The organism is Stenotrophomonas sp. Steno-Z1 (assembly GCF_056393175.1).
The window spans coordinates 160,956-177,801 of sequence record NZ_JBWJPB010000001.1 but is presented as its reverse complement, the minus strand read 5'-3'; the positions used below and the strand labels follow the sequence as shown (position 1 = coordinate 177,801).

At 59.7% G+C, this 16,846-nt stretch carries 12 protein-coding genes and 2 pseudogenes; 6 read left to right on the top strand and 8 right to left on the bottom strand.

From position 1 onward, the window contains the following. The first annotated feature begins 109 nt into the window (after window positions 1–109). A complete protein-coding gene (locus AC06FD_RS00760) occupies window positions 110–805 on the top strand; it encodes a hypothetical protein (RefSeq protein WP_478076754.1) in 696 nt (231 codons plus the stop codon). A 615-nt stretch (window positions 806–1,420) separates the two neighbouring features. On the opposite strand, the gene AC06FD_RS00755 is transcribed toward AC06FD_RS00760, so the two are convergent. The 4 genes and pseudogenes from AC06FD_RS00755 to AC06FD_RS00740 form a co-directional block, all read right to left on the bottom strand. Beyond that, the gene (locus AC06FD_RS00755) at window positions 1,421–1,951 is read right to left on the bottom strand and encodes a hypothetical protein (RefSeq protein ID WP_478076753.1); all 531 of its coding nucleotides are present in this window, start codon (window positions 1,949–1,951) and stop codon (window positions 1,421–1,423) included. Next, window positions 1,948–2,703, bottom strand: coding sequence for a hypothetical protein (locus AC06FD_RS00750; RefSeq protein WP_478076752.1), 756 nt, complete (start codon window positions 2,701–2,703; stop codon window positions 1,948–1,950). The genes AC06FD_RS00755 and AC06FD_RS00750 overlap by 4 nt, the downstream gene beginning before the upstream one ends. Window positions 2,704–3,021: 318 nt before the next feature. Next, entirely contained in the window at window positions 3,022–3,885 is an 864-nt protein-coding gene (locus tag AC06FD_RS00745; protein ID WP_478077383.1) for a hypothetical protein, read from the bottom strand. Between the two features lie 68 nt (window positions 3,886–3,953). Then, window positions 3,954–4,313, bottom strand: a pseudogene (locus AC06FD_RS00740) (competence protein CoiA family protein); the annotation flags it as partial. A gap of 568 nt (window positions 4,314–4,881) precedes the next feature. On the opposite strand from AC06FD_RS00740, the gene AC06FD_RS00735 reads away from it, so the two are divergent. The 5 genes and pseudogenes from AC06FD_RS00735 (at window position 4,882) to AC06FD_RS00715 (ending at window position 9,806) form a co-directional block, all read left to right on the top strand. Next, window positions 4,882–5,301 carry a hypothetical protein gene (locus AC06FD_RS00735; RefSeq protein ID WP_478076751.1) on the top strand — a complete coding sequence of 140 codons (420 nt, stop codon included), beginning with the start codon at window positions 4,882–4,884 and terminating at the stop codon, window positions 5,299–5,301. After that, entirely contained in the window at window positions 5,298–5,786 is a 489-nt protein-coding gene (locus AC06FD_RS00730) for a hypothetical protein (protein ID WP_478076750.1), read from the top strand. The genes AC06FD_RS00735 and AC06FD_RS00730 overlap by 4 nt, the downstream gene beginning before the upstream one ends. Then, window positions 5,710–6,730, top strand: a pseudogene (locus AC06FD_RS00725) (tyrosine-type recombinase/integrase). Before AC06FD_RS00730 ends, AC06FD_RS00725 begins: the two are co-directional and overlap by 77 nt. 660 nt (window positions 6,731–7,390) lie before the next feature. Further along, complete coding sequence (locus AC06FD_RS00720) at window positions 7,391–7,756, top strand: hypothetical protein (RefSeq protein ID WP_478076749.1); 366 nt, start codon at window positions 7,391–7,393, stop codon at window positions 7,754–7,756. Window positions 7,757–7,817: 61 nt separating this feature from the next. Further along, window positions 7,818–9,806 carry an ATP-dependent nuclease gene (locus AC06FD_RS00715; protein WP_478076748.1) on the top strand — a complete coding sequence of 663 codons (1,989 nt, stop codon included), beginning with the start codon at window positions 7,818–7,820 and terminating at the stop codon, window positions 9,804–9,806. Between the two features lie 393 nt (window positions 9,807–10,199). Here AC06FD_RS00715 and AC06FD_RS00710 read toward each other — a convergent pair whose 3' ends face one another. The 4 genes from AC06FD_RS00710 to AC06FD_RS00695 form a co-directional block, all read right to left on the bottom strand. Continuing rightward, window positions 10,200–10,883, bottom strand: coding sequence for a hypothetical protein (locus tag AC06FD_RS00710; RefSeq protein ID WP_478076747.1), 684 nt, complete (start codon window positions 10,881–10,883; stop codon window positions 10,200–10,202). Window positions 10,884–11,016: 133 nt separating this feature from the next. Further along, on the bottom strand, window positions 11,017–11,565 hold the full coding sequence (locus AC06FD_RS00705) for a MobA/MobL family protein (protein ID WP_478076746.1): 549 nt from the start codon (window positions 11,563–11,565) through the stop codon (window positions 11,017–11,019). Between the two features lie 248 nt (window positions 11,566–11,813). Next, on the bottom strand, window positions 11,814–12,026 hold the full coding sequence (locus AC06FD_RS00700; protein ID WP_478076745.1) for a hypothetical protein: 213 nt from the start codon (window positions 12,024–12,026) through the stop codon (window positions 11,814–11,816). Window positions 12,027–12,028: 2 nt separating this feature from the next. Further along, window positions 12,029–16,696 carry an RHS repeat-associated core domain-containing protein gene (locus tag AC06FD_RS00695; protein ID WP_478076744.1) on the bottom strand — a complete coding sequence of 1,556 codons (4,668 nt, stop codon included), beginning with the start codon at window positions 16,694–16,696 and terminating at the stop codon, window positions 12,029–12,031. Window positions 16,697–16,846: the final 150 nt, after the last annotated feature.

Genomic DNA, 16,846 nt, shown 5'->3' with positions numbered 1-16,846 from the left:
CGGATGCGAAGGCTTCTTGGGGCAATGAGCGGGGCGCGCTCAAAATCGCAATAGAAGAATGGCGGGCGGGGCTAAACTGGCAGTGACCCCTTTCGCGTGTGAGCAGACAATGGACAGTGTTTGTAATGGAGGCTGCATTCCCATCGCACTGATCGCCGGGACCCTGATGCTGGGGGCCGTGGCGTGTGCGCAGCCTTCGAAAGCCAACCAGGAAAAATCCATGCAGGATGCCATGGCCGCTGACATTCAGCGCGAACAGGACAATGCAGTGGCGATCGTAGATGCCGCCATTCCAGCAGAAACGGGGCCCGCAGTGAGCTGGGATGGGTATCCTCCCATGGAGCCCGGGGCGGAGCAGACCCCGCAGAGCCTGATTGAGCAGGTCCACAGGCTCGCAGCTTCCCTTCGCTCCTATGCCGACTCGGAGCCCCAACGGGTCGAAGAGATTCTGGGTACGGCTCTGCCGCCGGACAGCGAGGGACGCCGTCGAGGGGTAACGGGAAATGTCGGGGCCGGAACCTACGCGTGGGCGGTCTGGAAGTTCTCGCCAGATGGCGGTGGCCAAGCTATCGAGTTGACCGTCGCGCCCGCTGAAGTTTGTCTGGACTTCCAGCTACTCAAGTCACCCCTCGTGGATGATGGTTTTCGAATGCATGTCCCAGCGTTTGGCGACGATCAACGCATTACCTTCTATAAGAGTGTCAGTCCTTCGTTGACACTCTATGTGGCCATGAAAGTGGACGTGCGCCATGCTCCCACCTGTGCCTCGGTCGTGAATATGGAAATTGCGCAGAGCGAGACTTGATCCGCGCATGGAGGGCATCCCGGACGCAGACTGCGCGACGGCACTGAGGCATACGCGTTTCTTGCCCAGATCATGCGCAAGGCGATGGGCGACGCCCTCCTCCCACTGTCTTCAACACCCCCGCCGACATCGCCCCTCTCGATCCAATTCGTCCACTAGGCGAGCTTCCAAAAAGGAAGTCAAAGCCATCACCGTCGCAGGGGTCACTTCCCGAAGTGGACAAGTGGAGCACGACGCGCAAGGACGATCTCGAACAAATGTTTGCTTTGCCCACTTACGGCCAATGGACCACCGACCCGCTGCTTTGATGGGCACCTCTGCTCGCTCTCCACATGGGGGTTCGCGCCCCCGAGGTGGCCACGAGCATTTGATGATGCCGGGACGGAGACGTCAGAAGCCCCGTGCAGGGGACAAGCAGTGAGAGTCGAGCAATAGTGGACCGACGCCCATATGAAGCATGTAGAGTCACAACCTCTTGAAAGACCGACTAGATCGCAGCAGCGGGGATGCCGGCGTATACATCCGTATTGGCTGCCCGACCTCTAAGCCCGATTCCAAGTCACCTGCACCCCTGACACCTCAAAGGGCAGTCAGGGGCGCCACGGGAGGCTGCCCTCAGCTGATCTGCTGCGGCGGGCCCACGTCAACGATAGGCATCTTGCCGCCGCAACTTCCGTAACAACCGCCGCCGATCAGCACGCCACCGCCACCACCACCGCTGCCACCACTACCACCGCCACCGCCGTTCGAACCAACGGACTGGGCCGCCTTCTGCGCCATTTCTTCGGCCGAGCTATCGCAGGGCTTCTCGATGTAGATAAGGGCGGAGCCGGTCATCATCATCATCTTGAACGAATACGCGACGTGACCGTGGAAGGCGTTTGCCCGCCAGTTCGCCGCACCGACCAGCTTCTCGGCTGCGCCATCCAGCTTCTTCATGAACGCCGCATTGGCGGGATTGCTGTAATCGCTGGCCTTAGGCATATCAACCATGGTGACCTTCAGCGGCGCCATAGGCGGCATCGGAAGTACTTCACAGGCGAACGCCACCCCGACAACCGCACCGAGGCCGATGACGGAAAGCGAAATCTTTTTACTTATTTTCATGAATCCATTCTCTTCTGTGTTGATCCATATGCTCTTCAAGAGTGACCTATCGGCCGCGGGACGAACTCCGCAGGTGCGCCGTATTTGTCAAAATAGAGCTTGTTCATTGTTTCATTCAACCGCAAGGCTTCTGCCTCCCCAAGCATGCGCTGCTCCGTCGTCAGCGGAGTGGTCATCATCACCTCTCGCCCTATGGCGGCACGCAAGTCCCCGCGCATTTCGCTGACTCGCGACACAGCGTAGGCAGCCACAGGATCACCGTTTCGGCTCCCCGCTTGATAGGACGCAAGCAACTGCAGCGCGAACAAGTTGCCATCTACGCCGGCTTCAACCAGCCGCTGTTGGGCCTTGGGGTCCGTGCGCAAAAGCCTCCCATCGAGCATCACCCCAGCAACTGCATCGCCCGCAGCGGCCGCCTCTCGCAGCCTTTCATCGGGTGCCGCGGTGTATGTCTCCCACTGCCTGATGTTCGGATACCCGTGCAAGTCGAGCCACTCCTGCTCTGCCTTGCTCTCCGCAAAGCCCGGGTCATCCTCGAAATCCATGCCTGCGCGCGTAAGCGGCACTTCCGGGAATGGATGATGAGGAGCGGACAGGGTTTGGCGCTGGGATCCTGCGGCTGATTTTGAGTCGGCAGCTTGGGGCGTGGCATCAGCTTGTCCAGGCGCAGGACTTGAAGCGCTTGCTTCGCTTCGCTTGACGGGTCTCACGCTATCCCCCAGCTGCGTCCAACCCACAGCGGCCAAGCCAACCACGGCAACGGCAGCAATGCCGATGACTTTGAAATTCATGCAGTCCTTTACATCACACTAAAAATTCCTTGAGCAATGCTGATGCAGCCTCCGCAGCGTGTCAAGAAGAGCCCCAGCAAATTGAGATGCAACAGCCCTGCTCCCTGGCCGAAATTGGATGAGAAAGTTAGCCCCTTGTGCGGCGTGAAACGGTCCGATCACCCGACCAATCGAGGTGGCTAAGGCCGGGGTCGCACGCCCACCCGTCTTCGCGGTAGTTGAACTCGCCCAACAGCAGCACACGGCGCCCCCAAATCTCTTTAGATAGAGGCTTCCTACGAAGGCACGAAGGCTACCTCGTCTGGCCAATCTTCCATTTCAACGATGCGTTGTCTTCCATGATGGAGTCTCCTCGGTCTTCAGATCCTGCTTGGTTTTAGTCAATGCGGCCTTCGCCACCTGCCCAGGTTCCGCGGCCCACAAGCATGCGACTTCGGGGAACAGGCGAACCAAGAGCGCGTCCCAGGATCGGTCGGGCGCGAACGTGTTCTCGCCCATGGCTAGGCTGGCGAGTACGCTTCTCATTTTGCCCTGTAGCTCTGCGGTTCGATCCTGAGGCAATACAGTCTTCAACTGACCATGCGCCCGAAGCATGCAGCGGTAGAACCATAGGCTTTTAGGCCAAACCTTGTGGGCGTGGTGCCCTAACTCAGCCAGCGTCTCAAAGCCGATGCCAATGGGCCGTCCCTGACCGTGCTTGATCGAGTAACCGATCACCAACAAGCGCTCCAAATCAGCGCTCCCCTTGGCATACAGCGGCAGCGCGATTCCCACTTGAGCAAATGAGCGGCGGAGCTCCCCCCATCGGCGATCCCGCTCCTTGTGGTCAGCGAGCTCGCCCCGGAGCATGGCCACACAGAACGTTTCGAAAGCCTCTCGGCGGAGGCCCCAGATTTGCTCCTCCTGCCAAGCCACCCGCTCCTCCTCTACCTGGGCTTTGCGCCCTTCGTAGTCGAAGGCATAAGCCCGGGGGATGCCTCGGCTGCAGGTGTCGAACACCAAGTCGTCAAACGGGACCTCCCGATGCACCTCCACATTCTGGATCGTTCCGTCCTCGAAGCGGGGCTCGAACCATGCCGCTTCGAGGTAGAAACGGCCCTCACGTTGGGAACGGGCCACGGTGGCAGGGGTGACCCGAAACGCGTTTCGGTTGTTGGCGAAGAACAGGTCGTCTTCCGACAAACGGAAGTTTTGGTGTCCAAGTCCTTGAAGAGCCAGAGCATCCGCCCAGTGTTCTCCCGGTAGAACTTCATTCGTTCGGCGATGACATGGACAAACGTGGTGGAAAGCTGAATCTCAATGGCCCACTTCTGACCGTCCCGATGCTTCTGGACGTCGGGCTGGCGCCATTGAACTCCGTCGATGTCCCACCAACGCTTTTCCAAATCCGTCTGGCTAAACGACGGATCAGCATCCAAGCTGTCGCGCACCCATTGCTTGAGTGTTTTGTGGAAAGCGCCTTCTTTGCACAGTCCGAACTTGCGCGCCAAGATGGATTGGCGTGAATGGCCCTTGAGCCCAGTGCACGTTTCCCGGTGGCGGGCCGTGCGATGATCGAAGTAGAAGCGGACCTCGCTTCGTGCGCGGATGGCTTTGGAGCGAACGCCCATTGCATCGTGGCAATGCGGGCATTCGAACCGCGGGGTGCCGTCCAGCACCTCCAACTCCACAGCCAGCCGCCCATCCCGAACGACCTCCCCATAGTCCCGGCCCTCCATGAAGGTCTCCAGGGATAGGCACTCACCAGTCGCCCGATCCCAGACCAAATCATGGGACCGCTTTGCGGCGGGCACGTAAACGATGTTCTCCATGCCGCCACTTTAGCCGGCCCCCGTCGCGCTGGTTGAGACGCCGCTATCGGACTGCGACGACCACCGCTTCCAGCCGCCCCCCCCCATCGACTCGCTTCAACGCCATCAGCCGCTGTTCGATTTGCAGCCCGTGGGGGCCATTCATCCCAAAGAAATAGTGTTCGCCCTGCAGGGCGCCGCACATGCGGCAACCCATTCGGACATCCAGAGGATCCTCGGCGCGCGACGGCGTGCGTGACAGCTTGCGATGGGCTTGAGAGAGGTCGTCGCACCCAACCTAGATTCACGCCAATAGCTTTATGTCGTCTTTGGCCTCCTCCGCAGAGCCGTCTCGATCCTCCAGCCATCAATCGACGGGCAGCCGATCGTGTGGCTGGAAGCCAGTCATGGCACCGCCCCGGGCCAGAAGCCGCGCGTATCCGCCGCCGACTGCCTGGACTTCAGCATCCCCTGCCCGTCCATCTTCAGGCGGAAACGTGACCTCGCGGACGCCACCATGCGCCGCGTCGCCAAGGGCGTGATGCGGCATGTGCTGCAGACCGCTGATCCCGTCGTGGTGCCTGTGCCGGCTAGCTGCGCGGATAACAGCGCACCTGCCGCGGCATTCATTGCGGAGCATGCCAACGCCAGCAACCAGCGCACGATGGCGGGCAACGAGCCGCTTCGCACGGTTTGCGCCGGGGTGAAGGGCGGACACTTCTCCGTGGTCACCCCCATCCTCGCCGGTGTGGGCGGCCGGGCCGGGCAGTCCGAGCCCGCTCGGGCGCCGATCCGCTCTACACGATGACCGCAAAGGCGGATACCGCGTTGGTCGCCCGGCACCTAGTCAAATTCCGTGGCGACAGCATCGGCACGCCAGCCACCGCTCCTGTGCCGACCATCACGTCGGGTGCAGGCGCAGCGCGCCCGGCCGGCGCTGCGCATGCTCCCGGGCTCGCTGCGCCGTGCCTGGTGCAGATGGGGCATGGCGAAGGGAAGACACCAGGTAAGCGCTTCAGCCACGGCATCAACGATATCCAGGGACCGCTCGGAACCATCGTCGCCAGTGGCGGCGGCCAAGGCGTGATGGCTGCCTTCCTTGAACAGGCCAACGGCGGCTTCTACGAGGGTGGTGGCCGCGACGCGCGAAATCCGGTCAGCACGATCACAGCCAGCGGCAGCCAGCAGCAGTCAGCAGCTGGTCACCGCACACCTGATGACCAACACCAGTGCGCACCCACCCCGGTTCCGCGCTCGCCGGCAGAAGTCCGGCGTGGTGCACTACCACTATGATCACGGCGGCGGGCCACGGAAGGAGACTCCCCTCGGGAGCGACTACGGCGTAGCCATCAAGAAGTGGGCGGAGTTCGAACATGCGAACACTGCCGCCGTCGTGACCTTCCGCCACGTCACGCAGCGCTACCAGGCCGAGGTCGTGCCCATCAAGGCAGTGACCACCCAGCGCCTCAACAATCGCTGCATCACCGCGCTGCTCAGCTTCTTCGATGCGCCACCTGCGCCATTCGAAGCAATCCGACCGATCAACATCAGGCAGTACCTGGACTGGCGCCCATCGAAGGTCATCGCCAACCGGGAAGTATCCCTGTTCTCGCACATTTGGAACTGGGCACGCGGCAAAGGTCACGGACCTGCCGAACCCGTGTGAGGGCATTCGGCGTAAAAAGGAATCCGGCCGTGGCGTGTACGTGGAGGACGAGGTGTTTCAGGCGGTCTACCAGCACGCCGACGCCTCCCTGCGGGATGCCATGGACCTTGCATACCTCACCGGCCAGCGCGTCGGCGACGTCTGGTCGATGGATCTGCGGCAGGTCAAGCCCCGTGGCCTGGCTATCACGCAGGCGAAGTCCACGAACACGGTTCTCATGGAGATCACTGGCGAACTGGCGACGTTGCTGGACCGGATCGCCAGGCGGAAGAGCGAGAAGCTGCCCAACGGTAGGTCGAAGCCATACAGCACGCGCTTGATCGTAGACGACAGCGGGCTGGCACTCGGCCGCGCGGCGCTGCGCTACCGGTTTGACAAGGCTCGCGACGACGCCGGTATTGCAAAGGGGGAGTTTCAGTTCCGCGACCTGCGCGCGAAGGCATGCACGGACAAGGCCGATTCGGCCAATGACATTCGCGAAGCGCAGGCCCAGCTGGTGCACTCATCGGTCACGACAACCGAGATTTACGTGCGAAAGGAGAGGGGTTCGAAAGCAACGCCCACGAGATAGGCGCGGAACAAGAGCGTAACGAATGCACGCCGGTGGCTGAACTTACGGCACCGTTACAAGCACATTCACTGATTTTTGTCCGGTATCGTTCGTGCCACAACCCAATCGAGGCACGCCTGATGTTGCGATACGGATTCCCTACGTTGCTCTTGGAGTTCGGCGGCAAGTTTCTTCCTGCGATCGATGACGCACAGAAGCTAGCGGTTGCTCTAGAGCTTGATAGATCAGGCTGTGTTGGTCGGTGGACTTACGAAGACGGCACTGTGTCCGGCTCGGTTGACTTCCAGCATTTCAAGCCTGTCGACGTCACCAGGCTATGGACGTTCGAGGCAGAGAGCGAAGAGGATGCGCGGATCGGGCAGCGCCACCTCGACTCCTTGGACTAGAAATCTGCCATCCAAGACGTGGAATTGCGGAGCGGCTGGGATACTCCTGAGCGGCCAGAATCCCCTAAAGCACTGGGGGACATGGAGCGGGTGAAGGGATGATACCCAACCCAACGCTAAGTCACTGTCTCGCCTCAAGTTACGCAGAAGAAGCGGGGCAAAAACGATACCTCAAACGATACCCAAGCCTACGCCGTGCTGGGTGCCCGCACAAGCCCGCACTCAGCCGCCCAAATGTGGTGCAATTGATTAAGTGGCAGCGAAAAGAGCCCAGATGACTGTCGGTATTTTGGCGGCCGCATCTCTCGCCCACGGCCTGAAATATAAATGGGGGGAAGCAACCATGTCCAAGGACGCCGCACTGTTGGCAATCGAGCAAGGGCTTTGTCTTGAGCTTCGATATGACGGATTCTCGCGATTGGTGGAGGTCCATGCGGTGGGCACGAGCAAGACCGGTCAACTCTGCATGCGTGTCTACCAATTGAGCGGCGGTTCGGTAAGCGGCGAAAGAGCAGGCTGGAAGCTGATGCTCATCGACAAGAGCTTCTCGGCACATGTCTCAACAATCCGGTCAGCCGCGCCCAAGGCTGGCTACAAAAGAGGGGATCGGGACATGCTGACGATCTACAGCGAGGTTTAGCCTCGCCATCGCCCTTAGAGACGACAAGCCGAGACCACACACGGATAGGATGCCCTGCGCTATGCAACTGCTAAATGCACGTATCAAGAATTTCCGATCTCTGCGCGACATCTCCATCAGCTTTGAGGCGCACACGGCATTGATCGGGGGCAATGGCGCCGGAAAGTCCAGCATCCTGAAAGCTCTTGAGAAGTTCTACTCGACCAGCAAAGCGCTGGATCCAGATGACTACTTTGGCCGTGATACCACCTTACAAGTAGAGATCGAGCTGACCTTCGGGGAGCTGAGTAGCGCCGAACAGGAGACTTTCGAAAGTAGAGTTCGGGATGGCACGTTGACTGTATCCAGGATCTTCGATGGAACGTCATCCTCAGGGCGATACTATGGCTCAACACTCCAAAATCCGGACTTCTCTCCCATCCGCGCCATCAGTGCTGCGACTGAGAAGCGGACCGCTTACAGGGCTCTCAAGGAAGAGAACGCTATTTATGCTGACCTTCCCAATGCAACCAATGCCGCACAGATTGAAGGGTATCTCCTCCAATGGGAGCAAGAACATCCCGATGCCTTGGCCCTGTTGAGGGACGATGGTCAGTTCTTCGGGTTCAAGAACGCGGGGCGAGGCGCGCTTCAGCGTCATACCAGCTTCGTCTTCGTCCCGGCTGTGCGAGAAGCCTCGCTTGATGCTGCTGATGGCAAAGCAAGTGCCATTGGAAGGTTGCTAGAGATTGTTGTTCGCAGTGCCATCCTTCAAAGACAGGATGTTCGAGCCTTCCAGGAGGAGGTGACGACGCGCTATCGCGCTCTAGTTGAACCTGCAAACATGCCTGAACTTGGCGAGCTCGCAACCCGCTTAACTGGCGACCTTAAAAGCCTGTATCGGGACGCTGCGGTGGGGCTAACTTGGCGCGAAGTCGCTGACATCGCTGTGCCCTTGCCTGCCGCAGATGTCTCATTGAGTGATGAAGGCTTCGGCGGCCCCGTGGATCGCCAGGGCCACGGTCTTCAACGCGCATTTGTCTTCACGCTTCTACAGCACCTGGCCAAGACTAGCCATCAAACTCCCGTTGCCGACGGAAAATCGGAGGAGGAAGCGCCCTCGACAACACCGCCAGCGGCGCCGAGCCTCATCCTGGCAATTGAGGAACCGGAGCTATACCAACATCCGACTAAGCAGCGTCACCTAGCAAGTGTCTTGAGGGGTTTGAGCACCGGGAGCCTACCTGGTGCGACCGGCCCCCCACAGATCATCTTTGGCTCTCACTCACCGATGTTCGTTGCAATGGAACGAGCCAATGAAGTGCGGCTTACGCGGCGAGTAAAGTCGACTGACAGCAAGTTTAAGCAGGCGCAGCTCACGTCATTGAGCCTTGCCAATGTCGCTGCGCGTCTAGAGAAGTCAAAAAACCAGCCAACTGGATCTTGGACAGCATCAACTCTGATCCCGAGATTGCACATCCTTGGGACTGAGCTTGCAGAGGGCTTCTTTGCGAACGGCGTCGTCCTGGTTGAAGGAAGAAGCGACCGTTCTGCGCTTCAAGCATGCGCGCGGCTGCTCGGCCTTGACTTTCATGCTGCGGGCATCGCAATTCTCCCCGTAGAGGGGAAGCTGAACCTTGATCGGCCCTATGCTGTATTCACCGAGCTAGAAATTCCGACGTTCATCCTATGGGACTGCGACCTGAACAAGAAGGAAGCAGGCGCTAACCCAGCGCTGCTACATCTAGCGGACGCTAACGCTACTTACGATGAGCCGCTCTCAACCAGGATAGCCAAGAACTATGCCTATTTTGACGACACCCTTGAAACAGTACTGATCTCAGAGCTCGGCACCGAGCTGCATCAGCAGTGTTTGGCAGAGGCATGTGAACCGTTTGGGCTCACCCCCAGCAAGGACACACACAAGGTTCCGGAAGTGATGCATCAGGTGTTGGCATGTGCGAAAGGCAAAGGAGTTAGCTCCCCCACGTTGGAAGCCCTTGTCCAAGCGATTTGGTCGCACCTCGCCCCTGAGGACACTGAGGCTTGTGCGGGGCCTCAGATGACCTGACCGCCACGTCAGCCGATGGCACCCACGAGGGGCGCAGGATCGTCATAGTCAGCTAGGCAGGCTGAGCCTTCATCCCAACGCGTCGAACACGATGGGCGCGAGAGGGCGTTTCCCCTCCCGTCAATCAATAGACGGCTCGAAAGCGCCCAGGTGTTGCCGCTGCCGATGCTGGTTCGGATGGGGCCACTAGTCGTTGCAGAGCCATGACCCGTGGCCCAGATGAGAGCAGATGCCTTCGGCCGCCCCCCCCCCCCCTTGGAGAACCCCGGGAGGACGGCGAGCACGGTGAGCACCGAAGGACCACGAATAGCGATTCTCCCTTGGGGACCGATTCCGGACTTATCCAAAGGACGCCCCCTCTTCCACACCACCGCTCAGCTCAAATGCACAACACTACACCCGCAAGCCAAGCGTCGCTTTGACTTCCAACAGAGCAAAGTCCAACGTCTGATAGACGACACGGACAGCAGCTGCGTAGCCAACTGCGACCCCAAACAGCCCGATGAATGAGCTTGCGGCAGCAATGGTTGGGAAGAGACTCGTCTGCAAAATATCCGGGGCAACGGTCGGGGAAAGCACGCGTGCCGTGGCAAGCCAGAACAAGGCGCCCCAGACGATGCCAATGAAGACGTTGAACCGCGCCATTCGTTCGGTCGTTTGCGTCTTTACGAGCTGCACCCCAGACGACAAGAGTTCCAACTCCCCCTGATCTCTCACCAGTCCTTCAATGGCGCCTGCAAGCTCTCCAATGGACTTTGCGGTGACACCAGCAAGGACTGTGCGAGTAGGAAGGCCAAAGTAGACGCTGATCACGCCCAGCGTCAGCGCGGCGAGGATCATGACGGGATTGAAAGTCTGCTCGACAAGGCAAAGACCGGCCACGATGATCGACGTCAGGACGAAGACCCAGAGCAAACGCTTCCAAATGATGCCGAGGCCACTCATGATCAACCACGGGCCGACTAAGATCTCCTCTGAGAGGGCACGTAGTGCGTCTTCCTTCGTTCGAAGCGGTCGCCGATTGACGACCGCGTATTCGGCGAGCCTGACCGCTGACCGGATCTTCTCGAACTCCATTTCTGCCCCTTCCTTGTAGTCGTCAACGCAGCATATCCAAATAACGATGATGCTTCTCATACCTGCGGCAGGTGGAAGAGAGTCATGGGGCGAAACGGGGACGCCTGATCGTCAGCTCCCAGTTCCCTGCTTGCTAATGGGAATGGATGCGGTCGGAGATCATGGCGCGGATCCACTCAATCTCACCTTGGCCGTTGATACGCCCGTCCAGGACTCGCGTCTTGGCTGCCAGCCCAGAGGCCTCCATGCGCCTAGTCGTTGCCAATAGGTGAGCGTAGAAGTAGCGAGGATCGTCCTTGGTTGGCCGGTGATGGCTCGCTTGTAGCGCAAAGCCATTTCGCTTGATCAGCGCATGCGACATGTCGAGAACAAGTTCCCAACGCTCTCGTTCATTGAGCTCATGCGGCAATGCAATGGTGAAGTCACGGCAGACTGTACTGTTGCGACGACGCTCTGCTGCCTCTGCTGCGGCCCAGAGACGCTGAGGATCGTTGACCCAGGCAGGCGACCCTGACGGTGCCAAGCAGCAGGCCTGGATGATTCCAGCCCTGCCCCGGTAGTCATATTTGACACCGGATGTGGGGTCAGTGAACAGAAATCCGCCACGGTAGGCGGCGGCGGCGAGGGCGGAATGACCCTTAGCTCGGCTGTAAGTTTTGATGCGTGTGTGTTCGATAGTCATAAGGCTTCCAGTGTCTTAGTCCATTGGTTATGGCTCAAGATTTGAGAAGCGCAATAGCTCGAAAACACCTTATTTATAGCACTTTTGCTGCCTGTTATGGTTCACACTCGCAATCGATCAGCCTCACAAATTCAGCCCCCCGACGACCACTCAGTGTGGGGAGACTTCGCCACCGCCCGTTAGAAATGTATCGCCCGCCGCAAGCGTTCTATGCGCAACTGATTCTCTAGACACACCGATTTCATGCCTCAGACATTGAGAATTCGCCGAATCACCGGAGAGTCGATCAGCAGATTCTCACCAAGCTTTTTCGCAAGATCCTGCCACTCGGCAGACCATCCCTCAACCTTCGGAAGCGGGACCTTGGTGAACAAGGTCCTCCTTCCATCTGCCCCCACTCGAAACACAACCAATTCCTTGGCATCTTCATCGACACAAACGAGATGATCGTAAATATTCATAGCTAGTTGTTCCAGGTATTCAAGGGCGGAATGGGGCTTCCTCTGAGACATGCAGCGTACCTCTGAGTCGCCGACGCGTGACAAACGGCACCAGCTCTTGCGCTACGCACCCTAGAGATTCCGTTGCAGGTATCTGTGTCAGTCCGCAGCAGCGCCTCACAATCCTCCTCACCATCATCCGGGCACATTACTTGCCCCGCAAGGCCTCCTAGGAACCCTCCGACTACCGAACCTGCACCGCCGCCTATTGAGCTTCCACCAACGGCGCCCCCGACAGCACAGGCCGCAGCGCCAGGACCTGATGGAATGCAAGCTGCAGCGCCGCCGACGCCGCCCAGGGCGCCACCTCCGTAGTAGCCCGCAACACCACCACAAACCGCTCCACCTGCGATGTATGCGGTGATACAAGTATTGCTCTTCACCAAACCCTTGGCGTCAGTAAACATCGTCGGATTCGAGTCAACATATGCAAAAGTGTTAACTCCCCCTTTCAGTCCAATCGGATCACTCTGCGAGTACCGCCCCACCGTTGGGTCGTACTCACGCTGATTGTTGTAGAACAACCCACTCGCTTCCGTAGCCTGTTGCCCCGGGAACCGCAGTGCTAAATTAAAAACCACGCCGTCCCCGTCACGGTCGGAGTTCGGGATCTGGTTGCCGAACACCTCGCTCTTGTTGCTCCACTCCCAGATCGAAACATTACGTACCGGGTCGATCACCACACGGGGGGTGCCAAGGTGATCCGGCTGGATGTAGGCCAGTTCCGGCACACCTGTTATGGGCGCATTGATAAGCGCCACCGGGTAGTTGTCCAGCCAGATCGCCTGCTGCTGCGCCTGCCCTGTCGCCGAGTAGTTGCCGAGCCACTGCCCGGCCTCACCATACAGGGTTACCTGTACACCTCCACCGGTCGCGGTGCGCAACACTCGTTCGCCCCGGTGGTTGTAGGCGTAGCTCTCCAGAACCGCGCTGCCCTGCTTCACCGCGCTCATGCGGTTGGCATCGTTGTAAGCGAAGGCATTGCCGCCGATGCTGGTCGTGTTGCCCGCAGCATCATGGTTGCGAGCTTCGCCGTCCACAGCGGTCAGCTGATGACTGGTGGCCGGATAGGTGTAGCTTACGGCACCTGCCGAGGTGGTTAACGACGTGCGATTGCCGGTGGCGTCGTACGCATAGGTTTCTATCGGCGTGCCGGTCGCGCCGTCCTGGGTCTGGGTCAGGCGGCCCAGCGTGTCGTGCGCATACTTGGCCAGTACGGTGGAATTGGCGCCGTTCCTCAGTTCAGTGATCGAACCCACTGGATCATAGCCATAGCTTAGTGACAGTCCACCCACAGCCGGGTCGTGAACCGCCTGCGAGCGATAGTCGAGGTCCAGCGGGCGCTGTAACTGGCGTCCGTTGCCGTAGGTCCAGCCAGTAGCCGGGCCGAAGGCCGCATATGTCACGTTGCTCACCACAACTTGGCGCGCCTGACTGGGGCGGGTCAGGCCGATCTGGCTGATGCGGCCCTGTGCGTCGCGGACGTAGTCAGCCACGCTGCCATCGGGATAGGTCAATGCAGTCAACCGACCCGACTTGTTGTAGGCATAGCGCAGCGTGCTCGCCACACCATTGAGCGTCTGCACCTTACGGGTGATCTGGCCGAAGCGATCATGGCAGTAGAGGGTGCTGCCATTGGCGTGAAGCACCTGCCCCAATCGACCCTTGGCGAACTGCTCATCGGCCGCGCAAACCGCCGGGGCCACGTCATAGCTATAGCCCACGTCAAGACTCGGGTCTGGGTAGGCGACACCGGTCAGACGGTTGAGCACGTCGTAGTGATAGGTCGTGGTCACTCCCCGCGCGTCGGTGGCGGTTTTGCGATTGCCGGCTGAGTCCGAGGTGAAGCTGCTCCCACCACTATCCGGGCTGACTTGGCCGGTGAGGTCACCGAAACCGTTGTAAGCGTAAGTGGTGTGGAGGCCCTTTGGGTCGGTGACCTGGGTAACTTGGTCCAGCGCGTTGTACTGCGAGCGGATCTCCGCAGCTACGCCGCCGACGTCCTGCAATGTCCGCGCAAGGCGGTTCAGCGGATCGTACTGCTGGCTGCTCACCCGGCTTAGTGCATCCGTGGCCGTTTGCGGGTTGCCATCCGCATCGTAGGTGAAGGCGGTGGCGTGATTGCCTGCGTCCTTCAGCGTGGTGAGCTGTCCCAGCGTGTTGTGGACGCGGGCAAGGGTGCGCCGCAACGTGCCGCCGGAGTCCAGCGTGTCTTCCTTGACGCGCTTGCCGACGTTATCCAGCGTGTAGTGGATGGTGTTCCCCGCGCTGTCTTCGATGTCGGTCAGCCGCTGCGCAGCGTCGTAGACATAGGACACGCTGCTCCCATCGGGCTCGGTAACCTGCTGCACAAGCCCGGTCGGCCAGTAGCTCAGCTGGGTCACCCGATCTGCTGCGGCGGAGGCGCCACGTACGTTTACCGAGGTCGGCCAGCCGCGAGCATGATAGGTGTAGTCCGTGACCACTCCATTGACGTCCTTTGCCGAAAGCGGACGACCAAATGCGTCGTAGGCCAGGGTTTCTACCGTCTGCCCCAGCGCATTGGTAACGCTGTGCAGATCGCCCTTGCGGTAAGCGCAGGTGCCATTGGAGGCGCAACCGGCGTCGTCGGCTGCGTAATACGCATAGATGGTTACATCGGCTACATCCGTACGTGGCCCATCGACGCTTTTCAGTAGTCCCTCGATCGGGCAGCCGCCCGCTGCGGCCACGTCGGCGGCCTCACAATAGGCATAGGTTGTGGCGCGCGTCTGCCCGGAAGCCAAATCCTTAAGCGTTATGCTCACTGGCTGTCGGCGGGCGTTGTAAGCGGTTCGGGTCTCTTGTTGACCTATCGTCGTAACGAGAACGGCGTTGGTCTCCTTGTCACGCGTGCTCTGCACCACACGCTGCTCGGGCAGGCCCACCGCCTCGGTAACGGTGTGGGTAGCGACCAGCCGACCGGTCACCGCATCGGTGCCTTCGCCGTATGTGTGCTTGGTCTGGACGCCACGACGATCCGTGTAGGTATCCAATCGCCGACGGAAGTCGACGCTGACATCGTAATAGGTACGACTTATCGATCCCTGGGAATCGGTGGTGCCCAACACCTTACGCGGCGGCGCGGTATCGCCGCCGGGCGTCAGGGAGTAGTCGGTTTGATGGCCAAGTGCATCCGTGACCACCGCGCCGCCATTGGGGCTGTACGCCAGCGTCACTCCGTCCGCGCCCCCTGCATGCTGACTCGAAATGACGCGACCGATGGCGTCATAGGTAAACGTACTGTATCGCTGGCCGTCCTCTGCGGTGATCCCGGTCAGATGCTGGGGGAAGCTAAGGTTTTCGTAGTGATAGGTGCGCACGCCGCCACCAGCGTAGGTCACCGTAGCCACTTGGCCTTGCGCGGTATAGGTGTAGCTCGCTTGGGGGACACCCGCGACCAGGACCGAGCTGATCAAGGCCTCATAGTCATTGGACTGATAGACGAACTCCAGCGTGCGCCCGCTGCTATGCGCCACCGCAGCGAGACGATCGCTTTCATCGTAGACGTAAGTCAGCGAGGTACCATCGGGGAAGCGCTGGGCCGTCAGGCGCCCATCGACATCGAAATTGCTGATGGAGCCAGCGGAGTACAGGCTCCAGTTGCCGTTGTGAACAAGGCGGTCACCGCTACTGTCAGCAGCCTCGTAGACCTGGCCCACCTTCTTAAAGGGCCGCTGGAACCCTGTACCCTCGATGAGGCCGACGCTATCGTCCCCATCCAAGGTCAACTGCGCCCCCAGCGAGTGTGTCCAACCATGACCGAAGCCACCGATGCTGGTGGACACACCGGAATGATAATGGCGTGTCAAGGCAATCCATCCGAGGTCGAAGTCCTCGGCAATCTCATACTTCTCGCCGGTCTTTACGTCGCAGGGGTTGCCGACGCTCCCGTCACACCTCGCCCGGCCGCTACCGGCACCACACATACCGCTACCCCCGCTGCTGTCGCACTCCACGGTCTTTGAGGTGAGGGTGGCGACAAATTCCTCATTGACACAGGCCTCGTACTTGTCCGACCAATACGTCATTTCGTTGGGACAGAATTGCCGCCGCGTTCTCGTAAATTCGTATTCTTCCTGGAAGGGCTCACATGGGGAATCATCCGTATTCTCGCCCCACATTGTTGTCGAGAGATAAGGACGCACTTGTACGCGCCCTTCCATGCCTGGATAAAAATCCCTCCAAGGCCCTGTTGGAACGAAAGACTCTCCCGGGCAGAACGGATTGGTGTCGTTCTGCGTGTAATCTGCGATAGCCTCAGCTTCTGTCTCGAAGAGGGAATTGTATGACCACTCTGGATCGGTAGGCGAAAACAGGCCCATCCAGTACGTGATCGATACCGAACCCCCGAAGCGCACTGACTTGGACTTGATTGTCTTGACAGCCCCCCAAAAGTGCTGGAGCTCAACCGGCACTCCCGGAGGCACGGGCAACGTTTTGATGGCCTCCACGGCTTCCTGCTGTGTCTCGAATTCAGATGCGTTGCCGGCGGGCTGGGAAATGCGCCAAGCAATTCTGCTTTCCTGAGCCAGCCCCACAGAGGGGGTAATGGAGCCGAGGGCGATGATCGCCAGCGCGGCACACGATAGGTCCTTCAGTCGTAAAAACATCCTGTTCTCCTTGCTGGACGAGCACCGCGCCGGCAGGGAACGAGAACGCGAGGGCAAGGCCTTCCACGTCATACCTCGGATCGTCCTTGGTCCGGAATGCGGCCGAGCCGCACCTCCCTTATCCACGAACTCAATGAAATATTCAAGCCC